The organism is Vibrio sp. T11.5 (assembly GCF_027587155.1).
Lineage (GTDB): Bacteria > Pseudomonadota > Gammaproteobacteria > Enterobacterales > Vibrionaceae > Vibrio > Vibrio neptunius.
The window spans coordinates 1-17,634 of sequence record NZ_JAPPTP010000008.1 but is presented as its reverse complement, the minus strand read 5'-3'; the positions used below and the strand labels follow the sequence as shown (position 1 = coordinate 17,634).

Here is a 17,634-nt window from a genome sequence, read left to right as displayed (position 1 = left end):
CTATTTGTAATTTTAGTATTAAACGTGCGCTTCTTGATTCTCTTCAGTGTCTTCACACTGGTTTGGAATCGTGCAACCTGTCCCTGTATTTGGCAGGTATTGAGCGATAAATTTCGGGTAAGCCCAAGCGCCAAAACATGCGCCAGCAATCGGACCTAAAATAGGGACGATAAAGTATGGAATCTCTTTAGCACCTGAGAGCGCGTAATCCCAACCTGCAAGGTATGCAAACAACTTAGGGCCAAAGTCACGTGCAGGGTTCATTGCAAAACCCGTTAGTGGACCAAGAGAGCCACCTATGACAGCAATCAAAACACCAATCAGTAGCGGGTTCATTGCGCCACGAGCCGCGCCGTTGTTTTCATCACCTAGTGCTAAAATGGCAAACATTAGAACCGCTGTGATAACAAACTCAACCGCTAGCGCTCCGGCAAACGACAACGACGCATGAGGGTATGTAGAAAAGATTCCTGCCGTTGCCAATGCATCTTGGCTGCTGCGCGCAAAGCCCTGTGCTATCTCATAATCGACGAATAAGTTGCTGTACAAACTGTATACCAACGCAGCTGAGCAAAAAGCGCCCAACATTTGAGCGATGATGTAAGGCACAACCTTGGCTTTATCAAATCCATGAAAAGCCGCCAATGCAATCGTGACAGCGGGGTTGATGTGCGCTCCTGACACACCTGCTGTACAGTAGATAGCAATAGCTACCCCAAAGCCCCAGACAATACTGATTTCCCATTGCCCAAACTGAGCACCCGCAAGTACTAAAGCGGCTACACAGCCAACGCCAAAGAATATCAATAGTCCGGTACCTATAAACTCAGCGATACATTCACCAAGTAAGGTGGGTTTTCTATTCGTCATAGTAAGAGTCCTTGTTTACATTAAATATGTGCAATTTAGTTTTTGTATTGATTGCGAATCGTATTTTGCATACATAGGTATGAGATTAAACGTCCACACCTGATTAATGAGCGTTCGAGCACGTTTTGTTATTTTTATGTTCTCTATTTTGTTAATTAAATCAATTTTTTGATCTTCACTTTAAAAACCACTATTAACAATGTTCTCACATCACTCCGATGCACCCCCACTAACGCTTGCATTCAAAAAGCATTGACACAGAACAGGTGTATTTACTCTAATAAATCACTCGTCATATGTTGAACTATTGTTACGTATACTTTTAAACCGTCTTAACCGTGTATATCTGCCCGAATTTTAACTGATTGCAAAAATAAAAGGTTAATGATGAGCAACACAACAATCAAAAAATACTCGTTCGCTCATATGTGAACAAGTTAACGAAAAATAGATGAAAGTAATGGCACATTATAATTATGGATATTTCACCAAGGCCCAAATTTACTATGGTCAAACGGTTCGAAACTGATGTGGTCATCATCGGCGGGGGTGCAACAGGTACAGGGATCATGCGCGATTGCTCACTGCGTGGTATCCGTTGCATTTTATTAGAACAAGACGATATTGCGTCCGGAACTACTGGACGCAATCATGGATTACTTCATTCCGGAGCTCGTTACGCCGTCACAGATAGTGAGTCAGCAAAAGAGTGTATTCAAGAAAACCGCATACTTAAAAGCATTGCTCGTCATTGTGTTGAGGATACAAGTGGTCTCTTTATTACCTTACCTGAAGACGACCTTAGCTTTCAGGACACATTTGTTGACGCTTGTAGCAAAGCAGATATCCCCACCAAGCGACTGTCAGCTAAACAAGCCCTTAAGCTGGAACCTAATGTTAACCCCAAAATAAAAGCGGCGATCCAAGTACCAGATGGCACATTGGACCCATTTCGTTTATGCGCGTCTAACGTTTTAGATGCCAACGAGCACGGAGCGCTCCTATTCAACAAAACCAAAGTTACTTCCTTAATACGTCATGAAGATACAGTCCTTGGCGTGAACGGCTACAACACTGAGAAGAACGAATCCTTTCAAATATTTTCAAAGCAAGTCATCAACGCAGCTGGTATATGGGGACAAAACATTTGCGAGTATGCCGATCTCAACATCAGAATGTTCCCAGCAAAAGGATCGTTACTCATACTCGATTATCGAATCAACAACCTTGTCATCAATCGCTGCCGAAAACCTTCAGACGCCGATATATTAGTGCCCGGAGATACCATTTCTCTCATCGGAACGACATCAGAACATATCGATTACGATCAAATTAATGATCTCCATGTTACCGAACGAGATGTCGACGTGTTGCTGAGAGAAGGAGCGAAGCTTGCTCCTATTATGGCTAATACTCGCGTGCTACGTGCCTATGCTGGCGTACGCCCACTAGTTTCCGTCGATGATGATGGAAGCGGCCGCAATATCAGCCGAGGTATCGTATTACTTGATCATGAAAAACGGGATGGTCTGAAAGGCTTCACTACTGTAACCGGCGGTAAACTCATGACCTACCGACTAATGGCAGAATGGGCGACAGACTTGCTGGCCGAGAAGCTATCTGTGAATGAGCCATGCACCACACATGTCACACCCCTTCCCGGCTCAAACAAACCAGTTAACAAGCCAAAGAAAACAGCCAGTATCGTAAAGCCTGTCTACGAATCAGCATATTACCGTCATGGTGAACGTGCTTCTGATTTTCTGAATGGAAGTGTCGAAAAACAAGCAGTGATTTGCGAGTGTGAAATGGTTACCGCAGGCGAAATCGAATACGCGATTAAACAACTCAATGTGCATACTCTGGTCGACTTGCGTCGCCGTACACGTCTTGGAATGGGGCCATGTCAGGGTGAGCTTTGCAGTTATCGCGCTGCAAGCTTGTTTAACCAGTACGCCAACCACGACGGTAATCAGTGTAGTCAGCTCCTCAATGAATTCCTAGAAGAGAGATGGAAAGGTACTAAGCCCATCTTCTGGGGCGATGCACTTAGAGAGACTGAGTTTAGCCATTGGATTTACCAAGGTTTATTTGGTGCTGGTCAATGCATCCCTCGTAAAGACGAGAAGGAGGAGACCAGATGAAGTATGATGTCGTTGTGATAGGAGGCGGAATAGCGGGTTACTGCTCAGCTTTGAAGTGTTTGGAATCGGGATTAAAAACCGTCTTGATTAATCAAGGCCACAGCTCCCTGCACTTCTCCTCGGGTTCAATTGATGTACTTGGCAATCTACCAAATGGCTTAGAAGTGACAGACCCTTTTGAAAGCATTCCTGTACTCAAAGCGCTTTCATCTGACCACCCTTATAGCAAGCTATCTGTTTCTGAGATAAAAAAAGCGCTGCTGTGGTTTCAAGCCATGCTGAGTGAGGCTGGCGTCTCACTCTCGTCAAACCAAAATGGCCATAATCATTACCGGATCACTCCCTTGGGTACAATCAAACCAACTTGGTTGTCACAGCCGTACGTCCATCAATGGCTGCCTAATTCCTCACTAAAGAGGCTCGTTTTAATCTCCATTGATGGGTTTCGAGATTTTCAACCTCAACTTGCCCTCGATAATCTAAACCAGATCGAAGAGTTTCGCCAAGTCGAAAAGAAAATACTTTCGGTCCGTATTCCTGGCTTTGACTCTTTACGACAAAACCCGAATGAGCTACGTTCTATCGATATCGCCCGAACACTAAAACAACCCAAAGCATTTTCGAGTTTTGTACACCAATTAAGCGCAGGAGCCACTGCGGATGACCTAGTCATTCTTCCAGCCATCATGGGTAATGGCGACGGACTTGCATTGATGGAACGATTACAAAGCGAGACTCAACTTTGTTTTCATGAAGTGCCCACAATGCCACCTTCCCTATTGGGAATTAGGCTCGAAGAGGCATTGCAAGGCATGTTTACCAAAATGGGGGGTATACAGCTCAAGGGCGACAAGGTTGTTTCCGCACATTGGCATCAAGACAAAAAGGCTATTCGCTCTATACAGACGGCCAACTTAGAAGACTTTCCGCTCATCGCCAAACATTATGTACTTGCTTCAGGTAGCTACTTTAGCCATGGACTCATTGCTGAATCGAACCAGATTATCGAACCAATATTTAATTTAGATGTTCATTATCACCAAGACAGACGCCAGTGGCGAGATAAAGACTTTTTCAGCCAATCTTCACACCCATTCATGCAGTATGGCGTGATTACTGACCGCGACTTTAATCCAACTCTGAATAGTCAAACGGTTCGCAACTTGCACTGCTGTGGTTCAGTGTTGGCTCACTATGACCCGATACAACAAGGCTGTGGAGGGGGTGTTGCTATCGCAAGCGCTTTCCATGTCGCGAATAATATTATTCACGCCATAGCGTTAGAGGAGGCCCTCGTATGACGATCTATTTTGCTGATCATGCTCCCCGGGTTACCAGTTTTGATCATTGTATTAAGTGCACCGTGTGTACCATTTACTGCCCAGTAGCAAAAACAAATCCGCTCTACCCTGGTCCTAAACAATCTGGGCCAGATGGAGAGCGACTACGGATAAAAAACGCCGACTATTATGATGAAGCATTAAAGCTGTGTACCAACTGCAAACGTTGTGAAACAGCTTGTCCTTCTGGTGTCAAGATTGGTGACATTATTGCTGTGGCAAGAGGGAAATACGGAAAAAAAACTTATAGCCCTAAACTCATTAGAGATTTTGTACTCAGCCATACCGACCTTTTCGGGCAATTAGCGACGCCTGTCGCTCCATTAATCAACAAAGTAACGGATAACAAGCCCGTCAAAAAAATCCTGCATAAGACTGTCGGGATCGACGAGCACAAATCGTTACCCAAATACTCCCACGGAACGTTTCGTCACTGGTACAAAAAACACGTGTCCAAGCAAGATATCTATCCCCGTCAAATCAGCTACTTTCACGGATGCTTTGTCAATTACAACCACCCTCAGCTCGGGAAAGATCTGGTCAAGGTTCTCAATGCACTAGGCATCGGCGTCCAACTTTTGGAGAAGGAAAAGTGTTGTGGTGTCCCACTGATAGCGAATGGCTTTCATAGTAAGGCTCGTCGCAACGCAGAACTTAACATCAAACACATAGAAGATGCTGTTTCTAACCATGGTCATACCGTCCTTTCAACATCTTCAACTTGCTCATTTACACTCAAACAGGAATACCCGCATGTTTTAGGCGTCGAAAATTCTCACGTCAGCGATCGTATTGAATACATCACTAAGTTTCTGTTAAAAGAATTTATGAATGGTAATACGTTGAATATGAAACCGCTCAACAAACGGGTGGTTTACCACACACCTTGTCATCTCGAACGAAGTGGCAATGTCATCTTCACTTTGGAAGTGCTAAAACAAATACCTGGATTGGAATTGATCATTCTTGATAGCGAATGCTGTGGTCTGGCAGGAACCTATGGTTTTAAAGAAGAAAACTATGATGTTTCAATGAAAATTGGTCATCATCTCTTTGAATCGATCAAGTCAGCCAAGGCAGACTTCGCTATTACGGATTGCGAAACCTGCAAATGGCAAATTGAAGAAAACACACAACTAGAAACTATTCACCCAGTCACGTTACTGGCAATGGCGATAACCACTTAGAACGCAGATCAATAGCTAAGATGCGTGTTGAGAATAGATTGCAGACTTCCACTCCTTTTGATGGCTTTTAGACCTTGATTAAAAGTCATCAAATGCTTTTGACTATCAGGCTTTTTGTTGGGTAGCAGTACATGCAGAGTATTCACAAACAGAGGTGTGGGGTGATAAGTCAAACGATTTCTCTCGGATTCTAAACCTTCACTATTAAGCACATAGTTGACGTGCAAAATATATAGTGGCGATACGTCAATAGTCCCAGCAAGCAGTTTTTTGATGTTTTCAGCTTCATCATGCACTCGCTCAACAGTGAGATTGCCATTTTTCTCCGCCTTTTCAAACGCTTCGCCGTAATAGCCACCAACTACTGCACTGACTTTCAGACCTTCTAAATCTTCCACTCGCTTCCAGTCGAACACTTGTTGTTTTTGGTAGAACAAATGCGCATTTATCTTATAAACAACATCACTGATAAGGAAAGATTCTTTGTACGCTTCGTTGAGCTCCCACAGCGCCGTCGCATCGGCTTTGCCTTGTGCTGCAAAGTCAAATGCCTCTTTCCAAGTTGGTAAGTGAACATACTTTACCTCTACATTTTGCGTTTCAAATGCAGCCGTGACGATTTGAGCGTTGATACCATAACCCGGTAGTGTTTTGGAATGATATGGAGGGTACTCACCACCAACAGCAATAGTGATCGTCTGCGTAGACGCTGAGCTTGGAGTAGCGAAAAATAGTAAGTAGGCCAAAAATACGACAAGGCAATTTGAGAAAAGTTGAAACTTAATGAGCATAATCTCTCCACGACGTAAAAAGGCGACGTGCCACCAAACTACAGACATCAGATCGTATTTGAAGAGTTTAGCTTTGGCTTTTGAGTTACGCTAATTATTGGTCAGTTGTTCGAAACGATAAACAGAACTTCTACGCGTCTGTTACAGGCTTTTCCGGCACTTGTCGTGTTTGAACATGCTGGTACATATTCACCATAGCCGCGTGTGTAGATAGAATTCATCGCCACATTGTTGCTAACCAATTGCTTTTTCACCGCTTTAGCGCGTTTCATGGAAAGAGAATCGTTAAAAGTCGGCGCTCCAGTACTGTCAGCATGGCCATCAATCACAATATCAATGCCCGGCTGTGTTGCTAAATATCGGCCCATCATGTCCAGCCAATACATCGAATCAGGTTTAACCATGGACGAGCCAGTATTAAATTTGACCGTATCAGTTAACTTGACCATGATGTGGTTACCCGGCAGTACCTCGTAGTCGACACCGTTTTTTAGTAGGAAACTTTGCAGATCACTATAGTTGGTGGTGCGCATCTGCCCCATGGGTCCTTTCACACCAGACGACGCCAGTTGAGGTGCCTCTCCCCAATTCGGGTATCGTACTTCGAAGTCTGTTTTTGGGGCGGTCTCTAGCATGTCATCCGTGAGATAACGCATTTCTTTAGCCAGATTGCCACAACCAGTGAGAAGCAAGAGCAAAGGTAAGGCAAGATATTTCATTGATCCACCATTCGTTTCCGTTTCGATACATCATTTATATCGGCAACTCTGGAAATACTTTAATTATAATTTAACCCTTTTCTTATCGCATGTTGACGACTTAACGTTCTGAAATGATTTAATAAGCATTTCACGCTGTTTGCTATTTAGTTACTCGCCGCGAAAGAGTAAAATCCGCCTACTGTTATCTCGCTGAAAACAGAGTGTCAACAGCGACTACAAAGAGAACATACTATGAAAAAGATACTGGCGTTAATGACCATCGCATTTGCTACTCTCTTGGCGGGATGTGCGGAAAGCGATGTCCCACAGGAGGGTAAACAGTTCAAAACACTTCCTGTCAACTTATCGACCTTTCGCTTGCCTCAGGTGGCTGAAGTTTTTTCACTCAATTGTGGCCACTGTAAAAAAATGGAACTGGTTTTGCCTCAATTGGAACAACTCACCAAGCAAAACATTGGTAAGATCCACGTGACGTTTAACGAGAGTGCACAAGTTGGTGCCATGATCTATTACAGCGCTGAAATGCAACTGGGTAAAAAGCCTGAAACATCGATGATGAATGAATTGTTTACCGCGGCTCAAATGGGTGACGACGCAACAATGGCAACGAGAAAGCAAGCCATCGATGATGCTTTCCACTCTCGCGGACTAACCAGTCCTTATGAGCTCAAACAAGACCAGCAAAAACAGTTATTCAGAGCAATGCAAGTCGCTGAAGAGATCACTGAAAAAGGTCAAATTAATTCAGTTCCGACCTTTATCGTAAACGGTAAGTATATGGTGCTGACATCCGGTCATAAAGATGTTGAAGACATTGCCAAGACTATCAACTATTTAATTCAAAACAACCTTAAGTAAAAACGGAAAGGACTCATGTCTAAAATAATCATCCCAATCGTCGTTTTAGTGCTTGCTGGCTTCATGATTTATCGCACTATGGTGAACAGCAAAGCTGGCGAACAAAACTTTGCAGCAGGACAAGCATTTCTTCTTGAAAATGGTGAAAAAGAAGGTGTGGTAACAACGGAAAGCGGACTGCAGTACCTTGTGCTCAACAAAGGAACTGGTACGGTCAATCCAACCGCTAAGAGCAAAGTGAAGGTGCATTATCACGGTACGCTAATCGATGGCACTGTGTTCGACAGCTCAGTTGAACGTGGTGAGCCAATTTCATTCTCTCTTAACCAAGTAATCAAAGGTTGGCAAGAAGGCCTGACATACATGGTAGAAGGTGACAAGTTCCGCCTGTTCATTCCTAGCCCTCTGGCCTACGGCAAAGGTGGAAGTGGTCCAATTCCACCAGCGTCAACGCTAATATTTGATGTCGAGTTGTTGGAAATCCAATAATCAACAAGGCCAATCATTCGTGATTGGCCTTTTTTCTATACGAGCTCTTTTAACTCTCTGCAAAGATGCTTATTCAAATGTTGTTGAATAAAGTGAACATCAGCTTTATAGAAATCGGTCGTCGGAATTTCCTCCGCTGTCATCCAATGAAAAGTTTGCTGCCTATGTTCTGAATGGGCAACAGGTAGCGTCGATTTATCTGCATGAAGAACAACATAGTATATTCTTCCACCATATTCATTAATATCGCTGTAAGTCGCAACGTGAGACAATCCACTCAAATGAGTCTCTTCATACAGTTCTCTGATCGCGGCATTGGTACCAGACTCATTGCTGTCCACTTCACCGCCGGGAAATTCCATAATCATACCTTGAGCAGGTCGGTAGCGCTCCTGAATCAGAACTTTTCCATCTCTGATGACGACGGCCATCGCTAAATGCTTCATTGGGGGCTCCTTGGATTAAGCTGACTATATCGGCGCTTCAGGCTCAGACGAGTTGTGTTTTTTAGATTAGAAATGTCTGACACCGATACTGAATGTTAAGAACCAGCGTAGAGTAACCGAATATGCAATTCAGTTCTTTCACTACGTTCAAAAAACGCAATGTAAAATAATAAAAAACGGCACCTTATGGGTGCCGTTTGAACTGAGCGATATTTTTTATTTGTGCTTTTTCTGTACAAACCTCTTGCTTACATCGACAATGGCGACATCTTTGAAGAAGCTACGACCAAGTAACAACGGAAACGTGAGATGTGTTCTATCTGCAAGCGTGAATTCTGTTTTTTCTTTCAAATCTCCAATCTGGATCCAAGACTCAACAACAGGGCGACGCTCAGCTTCATCTGCACTCGACTGACGAATTTTCACCCAGCGCTGCACTGGAAGAGCAATCTCTTTACTCTTGCTACCGTCGTGTTCGATCTTGAACTTCACCCAGTCTTTACCATCACGCTCAAACTCAACGACATCAGTAGCACTGATTGATGACGTGGTCGCACCGGTATCGATACGCGCTTTGAAGTTCTCTTCAAGCCCAGGAATATACACCCATTCCTGTTCACCGAGGATCAGTTTTCCATCCGATGTTTTCTTCGGTTGTGGTTTTGGCGGTGGTTTTTTCTCTGGTTTTACTTCCGGTTTGGGTTCCGGCTTTCGCGGTTTCTCAGCTTCTTTATCTGGCTGCTCTACTTTAGGCTTTTCAATTTGCGGTTTTTTGTCTGGTTCTGCTGGCTGCGGACCTGTCGTTGAACACGCCATTAAACCGCCACTAAGCATAACTGGAATCAGGAATTTCCATGTTTTGTTCATTCGATCACCTAATTCAATAACAAGATAGGACCACTTTAAAAAAGGCCCACATCAGTGTGAGCCTTAAAGCGACACTTAAGACACTTTAACTATCGCATCGGCTACGTAAGGAATGTCTTTTTCAGTCAAACCTGCGATGTTAATTCGACCATCTCCAACACCATAAATACCATATTCTTCACGGAGTTGCGTCATTTGGTCTTGAGTAAAGCCTAGCACAGTAAACATGCCTTTGTGGCTTTCGATGAAATCGAAATGTGACGTGTTGTGGGTATTTCTCAATTCATTACATAAGGTTTGACGAAGGTTCAGCAGGCGCTGCTGCATTTCGCTCAATTCCTGTTTCCAAACACCGGTCAGCACTTCACTTTGTAGGATGGTTTTTACCAGCGTAGCTCCATGGTCTGGCGGCATTGTATACGTTGCACGTGCGAGCGTTAGCAACTTGCCTTTTGCATTGCCAACATCTTTCAATGACTTGCCAACCACTATGGCGGCACCCGTACGTTCACGGTAAAGGCCAAAGTTCTTTGAACAAGATGTGGTAATCAACATCTCTTCCACATTGTCCGCCATAAAGCGTAAACCTTTGGCATCTTCTTCTAAGCCGTCACCAAAGCCTTGGTATGCAATATCGACAAACGGAATAAACCCGTTTTTCTGTGATAACTCCGTCACCGCCTGCCACGCAGAAAAATCAATGTCAGCCCCGGTCGGGTTGTGACAACACCCATGCAGAAGGACCACATCTTTTGGTCCCGCCTGAGACAACTCTTCTAACATTCGTGCTGTATCAACCTGTTTGGTTTCAGGGCTAAAGTAACTGTACAGCTTCACTTTAAGGCCTGCGGCTTCCATTACTGGACGATGATTAACGTAACTTGGGTTTGAAATCCAAACCGTCGTTTCAGGCTGAGCGACTTTCATCAGGTCGCCTAACATACGCAGTGCACCACTGGCGCCCGGCGTTTGGATAGCGGCGACGCGATCCATGGCTGAAGTACCCGACAGCAGTAAATCAACCATACTCTGGTTAAACTCTTCACAGCCAGCCAAGCCGACGTAAGATTTCGTTTTTTGCGTTTCGACCACAATATCCTGCGCTTGAGATATTGCTTTCATGACTGGCGTTTGACCAGTACTGTTTTTGTAGACGCCAATACCCAAGTCCACTTTGTCAGGACGAGGATCATTGCGGTAAGCGACTGATAATGAAAGGATAGGATCCAGTGTAGGTGTTGGTAAATGAGAGAACATGAAAGTCATAACCCTTTGAAATTCAAGTAACGGTCCTCAACTTATCATTTAATCCCCTAATTCAGAAATAAAATTTTAGTGCCTAAGAGCAAAACAGGATAAAAATCTTTTGCCATTAACATATTTGCAACATAAAGAGATCTATCAGAATAAAAACCTACTAGATGGATCTAAATCTTGAATCTGTGAATAATCTGATTGGAGCTACCACGCCACTCTAGGTTGAGATCTTTGCTCTCCAGCTCAAACTTACCGTCAACTAAAACATCAAGTAGTGCGACGACTTCTTGTTGCGACACCGTCAATTCGGCTAGCCTATAGCCTGTCCACATCCAGATATCCTTATCCGGACACTCTTTACGTACCCGCTTAACCAACTGAAGAACATCAGCTACATTGGCTGGATGGAGTGGATCACCACCGGACAACGAAAGCCCCCGTCTTTTAATACGAGTATCTTTCAAATCCTGCAGAATTTGGTCTTCCACTTGTTGAGTAAACAATACTCCTGAGTCGATTCTCTGTGTCGATTGGTTATAACACCCGCGGCACTGATGTATGCAGCCAGAGACAAATAAAGTACAACGTGTGCCTGGCCCGTTAACCACATCCACAGGATAGTATTGGTGGTAGTTCATGACGTTTTCCGATGTTAGATACTTGAGATAATGCTTTCGTGCTGATGATAAAGGGCGAGTCACTCCCGCCCTGTTTTCGTCACTGAATCCATTCATGTATGGATTCTATAGATGCTTAACCCGACGCTTAACCTCTTCTTGCTTACCAAAATTAAACGGTCGCGCATCAGGACTACCCAAATAGCCACACACTCTGCGGGTTACAGAGACTTTAGTGGAGTCGTGATTACCGCAGCTAGGACACGTAAACCCTTTACTCGTGCAATCAAATTCACCGTTGTACCCACATTCATAACATTCATCGATAGGTGTGTTGGTTCCATAGTAAGGAACGCGGTTGTAGCTGTAGTCCCACACGTTTTCCAATGCTTCAACATTACGCTGCATATTTGGAAACTCGCCGTAGCAAATAAAACCACCGCTCGAAATCTGCGGATAAGGCATTTCAAAATCGATTTTGTCGTATGGGTTGACCTTCTTCTCTACATCGAGGTGGAAACTGTTGGTGTAGTAACCTTTCTCTGTCACCCCTTCCAGTACACCGAACTCTTTTGTATCAATGCGACAGAATCGGCTACATAAATTTTCGCTAGGCGTACCATACAAGCTGTAACCATAACCCGACTCTTCAGCCCATTGGTTTACCGTATCTTTAAGATGCTTGATGATATCGAGCGCTTTCTGTCGAAGCTCTGAGTTGTCATAAACATGTGTCTGCTTGCCATATAAAGCATTAATCGTTTCATGAACACCTATGTAACCCAAAGAAATAGACGCGCGGCCGTGTTTAAAAATGTTAGCAATAGGTTCATCAGCCTTTAAGCGAACGCCGCAAGCGCCTTCCATATAAAGAATGGGAGCCACTCGTGCTTTGACGTTCTCTAATCTAGCAATGCGTGTTTCTAAAGCGCGACGAGTCAGTGTTAGCTTCGTATTCAAAATCTGATAAAACTTGCCCTCGTCACCTTTTGCTTCAATTGCAATTCGAGGGAGGTTGAGACTAACAACGCCTAAGTTATTGCGTCCTTCATGGATCAGCTCATCATTTTCCTCATAGGTTCCTAGGAAACTACGACATCCCATTGGCGTTTTAAATGAACCCGTCACCTCAACCACTTTGTCGTAATTGAGAATGTCTGGGTACATACGTTTTGATGCACACTCTAGTGCAAGCTTCTTAATGTCATAGTTAGGATCGTCGGCTTTATGATTCAATCCATCTTTTATTCCGAAGACAAGCTTCGGGAATACGGCCGTTTTACGGTTTTTGCCTAAACCAGCGATGCGATTTCTAAGAATCGACTGTTGGATTAATCGAGAAGCCCAACTGGTCCCTAGACCAAACCCGAAGGTAACAAAAGGTGTCTGACCATTGGCGGTATGCAGCGTATTCACTTCGTATTCCAGAGACTGAAAAGCGTCATAACACTCTTTTTCGGTGCGCGCGCGCGCAAACGCTTCAGGTTCATGAATGTCCCATTCCTGAGCAATGTTAAGGTGCTTTGCGTAACTGGCCATAACATAAGGCTCCAGCACTTCATCAATACGGTTAATCGTCGTGCCGCCGTATATATGGCTGGCGACTTGAGCGATGATTTGCGCGGTCACTGCGGTCGCTGTAGAAATTGATTTTGGCGTATCTATCTCAGCATTTCCCATTTTGAAACCATGGGTCAGCATACCTTTTAAATCTATTAACATGCAGTTAAACATCGGAAAGAACGGCGCATAGTCCAAATCGTGATAGTGAATATCGCCTTGCTCATGAGCCTGAACAATATCGCGAGGCAAGATGTGTGTTTTCGCGTAATGCTTAGCGACTATCCCCGCTAGTAAATCACGCTGAGTCGGAATAACCTTGCCATCTTTATTGGCGTTTTCGTTAATCAGGTCGACATTGCTTTCTTCGATTAATCCTTCGATCTCACGAGTCAAAACGCTTTGCTTCTCTCGTGCAATATCGCGATCATGCCGATACTCTATGTACGAGCGGGCGAGTGACTTATAAGGCCCCTGCATTAATTCATTTTCCACCAACGTCTGAACGTCAGTTATATGAACTTCATCGTGATCTTTAAGCTGCAGCTCCACTGCTAATGCGACATTCAACGCGTATATAGCGATTTCTTTATCTACATGCTCTGCCGCTGCTTCAACAGCAGCCTGAATGCGATCTCTGCTAAACGGAGCTCTAGAGCCATCACGCTTGATTACGACTGGTTTCACCTTCTCTCCTTACCCTTTACATACTCACAGACTTATCCACAAATACACTATATAGGGTTGATTTTTGTTATTCCGACACAATATGTTGTGGCGTATTTAACGAAACGAATCAAACTGATGTATTGATTTCGATCAATAAAATTAGGCCCTAGATTAAGAACAAATCGATCTTAGTGGCAGTGATCTCAGCCTGAAAGAAATGTATGAAAAAAGTGATTTTTATTCGATTTTAACTTGATTTTTGTTGAGTACTTATAGAATAAAGGCTGTACCAGAGAACAGAGTTTATAGCGTATGACCAACACTAAATTCAAAGCGATTTTGGCTGTCCTGTGGATAACGATCTCAGCCACTTCTTTTGCCGCTTCTGCTCTAACCGTCACAGCATGGAATTTAGAGTGGCTGACATCTCACCCTTCAGACAAGTTTTCAGAATCACAGCGAAGCAAACATGATTTTCAAGCACTTGCTGAACATTTTTCGACAATCAATAGTGATGTACTCGCTTTTCAAGAAGTGAACGACCAACAGGCTCTGCGTAAAGTGATTGGAGATGGTTATCGCGTTTATTTCTCTGACCGCGCATCAAGCACGTATGTGAAGCGACAGTTTGACGAGATCAACCAATATACGGGGTTTGCAGTCAAACAAGATATTGAGGTGGCGGACAAGCCAGACATTCAACTCGATGAAAAACGAAATAGTAAACTGAGATTTGGCACTTACATTGTACTCAACCCAAATGGCTCACAACCCATACATGCCCTATCCGTCCATCTAAAAGCGCGCTGTAGCGGCGCCTACAAAAACAGCCGGGACTGTAAAATACTCCAATCACAAGGTAAAGCATTAAACCAATGGATTACTGAGCGAGAGCGACAAGGAGAAAACTACGCCATACTGGGCGATTTCAATCACCACCTCAGTTACAACCAAGATTGGTTATGGAAAGTCATTTCTCTCTCTTCAAAAGCCATACTAGCGACAAAAGGCACACCGGCAAGATGTAAGGTACGTTCACGCAAGAACCCGAATAAAACACACCAGTTTCGTTCGCTTATCGACCACATTATTGTCAGCCCCGGGTTGACCACCACTCAAACCAATCAAGATGTGTTTCCCACTTCATTGGTTCTCCAACAACGTTTAAGTGACCACTGTCCCATTAGTACCCAACTGCACTAAAAGACGTTCCTATGAGTGCCTTGTGATCAGTTATAAGTTTTGCGAAGCCATTTGGCTGCTCGGCGCGGTCACATGCCTAGCGATCAATGACCCCAATACCATAGATACTAGGAAGATAACGATATCAACATTGCCGAAAGCTAGGCTCGTAATAGCGGGGCCTGGACATATCCCCGCGAGTCCCCAGCCGACGCCAAACAATGCTGCACCATAGATGAGCTGACTGTCCAAGTGCGCTTTCGTAGACAGGGAAAATGCATCTCCGGACAGTGCTCTGGCTTGAGGTTTTATCAAGAAATGATAGGCCGGTGTAAATACAAATAATGCTCCCCCCATTACAAATGCTAGGCTCGGATTCCATGCACCAGTGACATCTAGAAAACCAATTACATTCTCTGGATTTGTCATACCTGACAACGCCATACCAATACCAAAAAGCAGACCACTTACTAATGCAGAGATTCGAAGAGTAGCGTTACCCATAGCGTTTACCTTAGCGAATATAGACAGTCATAGCCGCAACCACCATAAAAATGGCTGTCGCGACAAGTGAACGAAAGGAGAATCTACCGACACCACAGATGCCGTGCCCGCTGGTGCAACCGTTGCCTAGTCGAGTCCCGAACCCAACCAGCAAGCCTGCAATTATCAGAATATAAGTGGGAATAGATTCGGTGCTTGGTATTTCTACGCCAATCACTATGACGCTAAGAGCCCCACCAGCAACCATGCCAATTACAAACAGCAAACGCCACAAAAGATCATTGTATTTTGGTGATAGCAAACCGTTGACGATGCCACTAATTCCCGCCACTTTACCATTAATCATCAACAGCATAGTTGCAGATAAACCCAACAACGCGCCCCCGATCAGTGATAACCAAGGAAAAGATTCGAATGTCATGATTCCCTCCGACAAAAAACCGCATGGAAACACTCAATCAAAGTTTCGATTCGAGCGTCAGCTAGAGAGTAAAATACTTGTTGAGACACCTTACGTGCCTTAATCAAATGGTTTTTGCGTAATACCGTCAGATGTTGGGAAAATGCAGATTGGCTGAGTAGAGAACGGTTTTGCAGCTCACCAACGCCAATTTCACCTTGTGTCAGTTGGCAAAGGATCATTAATCGAACCGGATGAGCCATTATCTTGAGGATACCCGAAGCTTCCTCTGCACTGTCTCTCATTTGAATGATATCAAGAGTATTTGAATTCATATCGATCTTACATTAGACATTACTTAACTAAAATTGTGTTCCAATCAAACAAATTAGTCAACTCTAAATTAGAATATTTTTAATTAGATTTGATTGCATTAGGCTTTGCTAATTTGAATGACATCAAGAGCGATTATGAGTAGGTATAACTATGAATTGAATTGTTATCGTGCGTAGAGTGCGGGGAAAGAGCGTTACATTAAGCGAGCAAAATTTATAACATGAAGCGTTGCCGAATTGATATCACAGTCTGAACTACACTTACCTACTACAGTGACTAATGTTTTTAGGTGCGGCTATGTATTTTGACGCTATGTCTGTTATCCAGTCTTTTCTTGAGCATAGAGAAGCGTATCGTGTCGCTTTCGACACGGAGGAGTTTGTTAGTTGGGTCCAGCAACTTGAAGGCGCCAATCAGAGAATCACGTTGTTAGAAGCGAACGAAATACTCAAAAAGTTAAGCGATACTAACGACCAAATTGAACTCGCGTTCTACTATACCCCAGAGAACAATCTTGGTTGGTTTTACTCCAAGTAGCGCTTGTTTACCTATGCTTACTACACTAACGGCTCAAACCTATTTCGTCGACTTTTGGCCAAATCAATTAAGCTTTTTGTGTCAAGCCTCCAAGCTATTTATTGAGATTTTGGGAAAGCTCAATAAATAGCGCCCCAGTTCCATGTACTTCCTTTGTTATATGCTGGCTCTCACGTTCTTCTGTTACAACTTCCTTGCCCTATTGAGTTATTCAGGCCTAGGGACTTATGTTGCCTACCTCGGTACATCTACCCTACAAGCTATGGGTCTTCAACAATACCCTGCTTTGATGTTGATTGGCTTCATCATTACTACAGCACTTATTAATCTGCTTGTTGGTGGCTTGACGTCAAAGTGGGTGTTACTGGGTTCAATTTTTGTTCCTATGCTGTATCAGGTCAACCCAAACATGACTCCTGACTTAAGTCTCTGCCGCGTATCGAATTGCCGATTCTTCGACCAACATCATCACTCCAATGATGAGCTATGCAGGTGTCGTGCTTGCCTTCATGCGCAAGTACAAACCGGAACTAAGCTTTGGCGATGTCATCGGAATCATGGTGCCTTATTCCCTTGCCTTCCTAACAATTTGGACGGGGGTCCTACTGATTTTCTTTGGTTTTGGTTTACCTCTTGGATTTTAAGATCAGCGTTGACCAATCATAAGCGCCTTATGGCGCTTTTTTGTCTTGAGGCCATACGATAAAATAAATATATCGTCTACTCGCCGCTATTTTCGACTCATCAAGGCCTCCAGACTCGTTAATGATTATTTAATAAAATTAGTTATTCAATTGGAATAACTATATAGATAACAATAAGGTCAATAGAAACAAATAACCTTGTTTACGTATTTTG

The 17,634-nt window shown here is 43.8% G+C and carries 19 protein-coding genes and 1 pseudogene; 9 read left to right on the top strand and 11 right to left on the bottom strand.

Going from position 1 to position 17,634, the window contains the following annotated elements; translation table 11 throughout:
- Positions 1 to 18 precede the first annotated feature (18 nt).
- Positions 19 to 870 (bottom strand): MIP/aquaporin family protein, encoded by an 852-nt coding sequence (locus OH455_RS10245; protein ID WP_045976905.1) that lies wholly within the window; start codon positions 868 to 870, stop codon positions 19 to 21.
- A gap of 476 nt (positions 871 to 1,346) precedes the next feature.
- Between OH455_RS10245 and glpA the strand changes: the two genes are divergently transcribed.
- The 3 genes from glpA to glpC are packed head-to-tail and all read left to right on the top strand — an operon-like array spanning position 1,347 to position 5,541.
- Positions 1,347 to 3,014, top strand: coding sequence for an anaerobic glycerol-3-phosphate dehydrogenase subunit A (glpA, locus tag OH455_RS10240; RefSeq protein WP_443088597.1), 1,668 nt, complete (start codon positions 1,347 to 1,349; stop codon positions 3,012 to 3,014).
- The gene (glpB, locus tag OH455_RS10235) at positions 3,011 to 4,315 is read left to right on the top strand and encodes a glycerol-3-phosphate dehydrogenase subunit GlpB (RefSeq protein WP_045976903.1); all 1,305 of its coding nucleotides are present in this window, start codon (positions 3,011 to 3,013) and stop codon (positions 4,313 to 4,315) included. Before glpA ends, glpB begins: the two co-directional genes overlap by 4 nt.
- The gene (gene glpC, locus OH455_RS10230) at positions 4,312 to 5,541 is read left to right on the top strand and encodes an anaerobic glycerol-3-phosphate dehydrogenase subunit GlpC (protein ID WP_269981287.1); all 1,230 of its coding nucleotides are present in this window, start codon (positions 4,312 to 4,314) and stop codon (positions 5,539 to 5,541) included. Before glpB ends, glpC begins: the two co-directional genes overlap by 4 nt.
- Before the next feature lie 8 nt (positions 5,542 to 5,549).
- On the opposite strand, the gene OH455_RS10225 is transcribed toward glpC, so the two are convergent.
- Both OH455_RS10225 and OH455_RS10220 read right to left on the bottom strand, forming a co-directional pair.
- On the bottom strand, positions 5,550 to 6,332 hold the full coding sequence (locus tag OH455_RS10225) for a substrate-binding periplasmic protein (protein WP_269981286.1): 783 nt from the start codon (positions 6,330 to 6,332) through the stop codon (positions 5,550 to 5,552).
- A gap of 101 nt (positions 6,333 to 6,433) precedes the next feature.
- Positions 6,434 to 7,051 carry an OmpA family protein gene (locus tag OH455_RS10220; RefSeq protein ID WP_269981285.1) on the bottom strand — a complete coding sequence of 206 codons (618 nt, stop codon included), beginning with the start codon at positions 7,049 to 7,051 and terminating at the stop codon, positions 6,434 to 6,436.
- 234 nt (positions 7,052 to 7,285) lie between these two features.
- Here OH455_RS10220 and OH455_RS10215 point away from each other — a divergent pair, with 234 nt between their 5' ends.
- Both OH455_RS10215 and OH455_RS10210 read left to right on the top strand, forming a co-directional pair.
- The gene (locus OH455_RS10215; protein WP_269981284.1) at positions 7,286 to 7,912 is read left to right on the top strand and encodes a thioredoxin domain-containing protein; all 627 of its coding nucleotides are present in this window, start codon (positions 7,286 to 7,288) and stop codon (positions 7,910 to 7,912) included.
- 15 nt (positions 7,913 to 7,927) lie between these two features.
- Positions 7,928 to 8,401, top strand: coding sequence for an FKBP-type peptidyl-prolyl cis-trans isomerase (locus tag OH455_RS10210; protein WP_269981283.1), 474 nt, complete (start codon positions 7,928 to 7,930; stop codon positions 8,399 to 8,401).
- Positions 8,402 to 8,436: 35 nt separating this feature from the next.
- Here OH455_RS10210 and OH455_RS10205 read toward each other — a convergent pair whose 3' ends face one another.
- The 5 genes from OH455_RS10205 to nrdD all read right to left on the bottom strand — a co-directional run bounded on the left by OH455_RS10205 (position 8,437) and on the right by nrdD (position 13,835).
- Entirely contained in the window at positions 8,437 to 8,847 is a 411-nt protein-coding gene (locus OH455_RS10205) for an NUDIX hydrolase (RefSeq protein WP_269981282.1), read from the bottom strand.
- Between the two features lie 216 nt (positions 8,848 to 9,063).
- Complete coding sequence (locus tag OH455_RS10200; RefSeq protein WP_269981281.1) at positions 9,064 to 9,714, bottom strand: ATP-dependent zinc protease family protein; 651 nt, start codon at positions 9,712 to 9,714, stop codon at positions 9,064 to 9,066.
- A 75-nt stretch (positions 9,715 to 9,789) separates the two neighbouring features.
- Positions 9,790 to 10,971, bottom strand: coding sequence for an amino acid aminotransferase (locus tag OH455_RS10195; protein WP_269981280.1), 1,182 nt, complete (start codon positions 10,969 to 10,971; stop codon positions 9,790 to 9,792).
- 170 nt (positions 10,972 to 11,141) lie between these two features.
- Positions 11,142 to 11,609, bottom strand: a complete 468-nt coding sequence (gene nrdG / locus OH455_RS10190) for an anaerobic ribonucleoside-triphosphate reductase-activating protein (RefSeq protein WP_269981420.1) — start codon at positions 11,607 to 11,609, stop codon at positions 11,142 to 11,144.
- Positions 11,610 to 11,714: 105 nt separating this feature from the next.
- A complete protein-coding gene (gene nrdD / locus OH455_RS10185; RefSeq protein ID WP_269981279.1) occupies positions 11,715 to 13,835 on the bottom strand; it encodes an anaerobic ribonucleoside-triphosphate reductase in 2,121 nt (706 codons plus the stop codon).
- Between the two features lie 294 nt (positions 13,836 to 14,129).
- On the opposite strand from nrdD, the gene OH455_RS10180 reads away from it, so the two are divergent.
- A complete protein-coding gene (locus OH455_RS10180; RefSeq protein WP_269981278.1) occupies positions 14,130 to 15,020 on the top strand; it encodes an endonuclease/exonuclease/phosphatase family protein in 891 nt (296 codons plus the stop codon).
- A gap of 30 nt (positions 15,021 to 15,050) precedes the next feature.
- Here OH455_RS10180 and OH455_RS10175 read toward each other — a convergent pair whose 3' ends face one another.
- Genes OH455_RS10175 through OH455_RS10165 form a run of 3 tightly spaced genes read right to left on the bottom strand, consistent with a single transcriptional unit; the run spans position 15,051 to position 16,238 of the window.
- Positions 15,051 to 15,503 carry a YeeE/YedE family protein gene (locus OH455_RS10175; protein WP_269981277.1) on the bottom strand — a complete coding sequence of 151 codons (453 nt, stop codon included), beginning with the start codon at positions 15,501 to 15,503 and terminating at the stop codon, positions 15,051 to 15,053.
- Positions 15,504 to 15,513: 10 nt separating this feature from the next.
- Positions 15,514 to 15,924, bottom strand: coding sequence for a YeeE/YedE family protein (locus OH455_RS10170; RefSeq protein WP_269981276.1), 411 nt, complete (start codon positions 15,922 to 15,924; stop codon positions 15,514 to 15,516).
- Positions 15,921 to 16,238 carry an ArsR/SmtB family transcription factor gene (locus tag OH455_RS10165; protein WP_045976882.1) on the bottom strand — a complete coding sequence of 106 codons (318 nt, stop codon included), beginning with the start codon at positions 16,236 to 16,238 and terminating at the stop codon, positions 15,921 to 15,923. The genes OH455_RS10170 and OH455_RS10165 overlap by 4 nt, the downstream gene beginning before the upstream one ends.
- Positions 16,239 to 16,536: 298 nt before the next feature.
- On the opposite strand from OH455_RS10165, the gene OH455_RS10160 reads away from it, so the two are divergent.
- The 3 genes and pseudogenes from OH455_RS10160 (at position 16,537) to OH455_RS10150 (ending at position 17,420) form a co-directional block, all read left to right on the top strand.
- A complete protein-coding gene (locus tag OH455_RS10160; protein ID WP_045976881.1) occupies positions 16,537 to 16,776 on the top strand; it encodes a hypothetical protein in 240 nt (79 codons plus the stop codon).
- A 142-nt stretch (positions 16,777 to 16,918) separates the two neighbouring features.
- Positions 16,919 to 17,128: pseudogene (locus tag OH455_RS10155) on the top strand (AbgT family transporter); the annotation flags it as partial.
- A gap of 124 nt (positions 17,129 to 17,252) precedes the next feature.
- Positions 17,253 to 17,420, top strand: a complete 168-nt coding sequence (locus OH455_RS10150; RefSeq protein WP_333482726.1) for an AbgT family transporter — start codon at positions 17,253 to 17,255, stop codon at positions 17,418 to 17,420.
- The last annotated feature ends 214 nt before the right edge of the window (positions 17,421 to 17,634 follow it).

Excerpts from the sequence above, each read along its gene's own strand:
- OH455_RS10245 (WP_045976905.1), bottom strand. The coding sequence starts at position 870 with ATGACGAATAGAAAACCCACCTTACTTGGTGAATGTATCGCTGAGTTT.
- glpA (WP_443088597.1), top strand. The coding sequence starts at position 1,347 with ATGGATATTTCACCAAGGCCCAAATTTACTATGGTCAAACGGTTCGAA.
- glpB (WP_045976903.1), top strand. The coding sequence starts at position 3,011 with ATGAAGTATGATGTCGTTGTGATAGGAGGCGGAATAGCGGGTTACTGC.
- glpC (WP_269981287.1), top strand. The coding sequence starts at position 4,312 with ATGACGATCTATTTTGCTGATCATGCTCCCCGGGTTACCAGTTTTGAT.
- OH455_RS10225 (WP_269981286.1), bottom strand. The coding sequence starts at position 6,332 with ATGCTCATTAAGTTTCAACTTTTCTCAAATTGCCTTGTCGTATTTTTG.
- OH455_RS10220 (WP_269981285.1), bottom strand. The coding sequence starts at position 7,051 with ATGAAATATCTTGCCTTACCTTTGCTCTTGCTTCTCACTGGTTGTGGC.
- OH455_RS10215 (WP_269981284.1), top strand. The coding sequence starts at position 7,286 with ATGAAAAAGATACTGGCGTTAATGACCATCGCATTTGCTACTCTCTTG.
- OH455_RS10210 (WP_269981283.1), top strand. The coding sequence starts at position 7,928 with ATGTCTAAAATAATCATCCCAATCGTCGTTTTAGTGCTTGCTGGCTTC.
- OH455_RS10205 (WP_269981282.1), bottom strand. The coding sequence starts at position 8,847 with ATGAAGCATTTAGCGATGGCCGTCGTCATCAGAGATGGAAAAGTTCTG.
- OH455_RS10200 (WP_269981281.1), bottom strand. The coding sequence starts at position 9,714 with ATGAACAAAACATGGAAATTCCTGATTCCAGTTATGCTTAGTGGCGGT.
- OH455_RS10195 (WP_269981280.1), bottom strand. The coding sequence starts at position 10,971 with ATGTTCTCTCATTTACCAACACCTACACTGGATCCTATCCTTTCATTA.
- nrdG (WP_269981420.1), bottom strand. The coding sequence starts at position 11,609 with ATGAACTACCACCAATACTATCCTGTGGATGTGGTTAACGGGCCAGGC.
- OH455_RS10180 (WP_269981278.1), top strand. The coding sequence starts at position 14,130 with ATGACCAACACTAAATTCAAAGCGATTTTGGCTGTCCTGTGGATAACG.
- OH455_RS10175 (WP_269981277.1), bottom strand. The coding sequence starts at position 15,503 with ATGGGTAACGCTACTCTTCGAATCTCTGCATTAGTAAGTGGTCTGCTT.
- OH455_RS10170 (WP_269981276.1), bottom strand. The coding sequence starts at position 15,924 with ATGACATTCGAATCTTTTCCTTGGTTATCACTGATCGGGGGCGCGTTG.
- OH455_RS10165 (WP_045976882.1), bottom strand. The coding sequence starts at position 16,238 with ATGAATTCAAATACTCTTGATATCATTCAAATGAGAGACAGTGCAGAG.
- OH455_RS10160 (WP_045976881.1), top strand. The coding sequence starts at position 16,537 with ATGTATTTTGACGCTATGTCTGTTATCCAGTCTTTTCTTGAGCATAGA.
- OH455_RS10150 (WP_333482726.1), top strand. The coding sequence starts at position 17,253 with ATGATGAGCTATGCAGGTGTCGTGCTTGCCTTCATGCGCAAGTACAAA.